This window comes from Pseudoalteromonas sp. MMG006, from assembly GCF_018101025.1.
Lineage (GTDB): Bacteria > Pseudomonadota > Gammaproteobacteria > Enterobacterales > Alteromonadaceae > Pseudoalteromonas.
Genome location: NZ_JAGJEJ010000043.1, coordinates 1 through 1,898, shown reverse-complemented (window position 1 = coordinate 1,898; position 1,898 = coordinate 1). Strand labels below are relative to the sequence as shown.

The 1,898-nt window shown below is 39.8% G+C and carries 1 protein-coding gene; it reads right to left on the bottom strand.

Annotated elements, in window-relative coordinates:
- The coding region (locus tag J8L73_RS19095; protein WP_211019453.1) for an amino acid adenylation domain-containing protein at positions 1-1,898 on the bottom strand (1,898 nt) is incomplete at both ends.

Sequence of the window (1,898 nt, the reverse complement as noted above, 5' to 3'; positions counted from 1 at the left end):
TCCACCAAGATTAAAGAAGTTATCCGTCAAGCTCACTCGCTCTCGACCCAGCAAGGACGACCACATCTGCGCTATCGCCACCTCCAGTTCACTCTCTGGTGCCACGTATTGGTTACCAGCTAAATTTTTCACATCAACAGAAGGAAGAGCATTTCTATCAATTTTTCCGCTAACGGTTAATTGAAAGTCATCTACTGATAACCATATTTCAGGGATCATATAGTCTGCTAAAAATTCATTTAACGCCTTTTTATAGATGCTCATTTGTTCCGAGCCCAATAAAACAGTTGTTATTTCAGACTGTGCTGAGTTTACAAGATGTATATAAGCCACCAATGTATCAACACCATTAACAGGAACTACTGAAACAACCCCTGTTCGAATTCCTTGTAATTGGTTTACAAAGTGCTCTATTTCTCCTAATTCTATTCTGACACCACGAACTTTAACCTGATTGTCGCAACGGCCAAGGAATTGCAATTCCCCCTGAGAGTTAGAACGCACGATGTCACCCGTTTTATAAACTACGCTAGCCTCCTCATTTGCAAAGTCACATGCAACGAAATTACTTTGAGTTAATGACGGGTTATTTCTATACCCTTCTGCTAGGGACGCTCCTGTTAATACTAGCTCACCAATAGCACCATCAGGTTGCAACGCCATATTACGATTGACAATGTAATAGCCATAATTAGGTAAAGGATCTGTAATTGCGATTTTTTGCCCGACTGAAGCAAATGACATATGAGACCATATTGTTGCTTCAGTCGGGCCGTAACAATGCACAACCCCTCGCAATGCATAGTTAGACAATTCATTAAGAAGGGACTCTTGTAATGCTTCGCCACCGCATAAAGCTAAAAGTCCATTAGCAGGAGCAGGCTCAGAGTTCAGTAACAATTGCCATCCACTTGGGGTCGCTTGAACGACATTTATTGCTTGCTCCCTGATATATCTAGTGACATATAGGCTTTCTTTTTTCTTTTCATTAGAAAAGATATGTAACTTTCCGCCAACAACAAGTGGAGCTATAAGTTCAAAAGCAGATATATCAAAAGTAACTGTGGTTAACGCCAGCCAATTGGTAGAATGATCCAAAGACAATCTTTCAATGGCACCAAACAAAAAGTTTGCCAAAGCGGCTTGAGAAATTTCCACTCCTTTCGGCTTACCCGTAGAGCCCGAAGTATAGATAATGTAGGCCAATTTCACGCTTGGTTGTAATTTTTCTACTAGCGGTTTTGTTGCCTTATCAAATTTAGCTAAGTCCGACAAATTTGGGTACTTAAGCAACGTAACATTGAGGTCGCTGTATTCATTTAGATCAACATTGGTCAACATCAAGTTCGCACCACTATCGGTCAACATGTAGTTGATTTTTCTTTTTGGTAAGGAAGGATCAATTGGTACATAAGCGCAACCAATATTCAGTAGAGCCATCAAAGTGACAACTAATTCCGGCCCTCTTAAAAAGTTAACTGCAACCACATCGCCACAGCCTATGCCTTTGTGCAGTAGGTATTGCGATATAGAGTTAACTTGAGATTTCAACTCTAGATAAGTTAATTCGCTTTGCGGAGAAACAATGGCGATATTATCTAATCTATCGTCCCAACTAGCGGAGATCTGTTGAAACAAGTTCTGTTCATACCAGTCTCTGTTGTTCTCAATTAAGTTAAAGTTCCCCTTTGTAGTATGAGATGACATAGGGAACGACAAGTATGGGACTTCTGGAGTTTTAATAATACATTGCAAAAGTTCCTCAAAACTTGAAGACAAACTACTAATGGAATTTTCAGCAAATAAAGATTCATTAAAACGCCAAGTTAACATTAGCTCGTGTTCTAATACGCTCACGGTTAATTCAAGATCAACATGACAGATCACCTCTGAAGAGT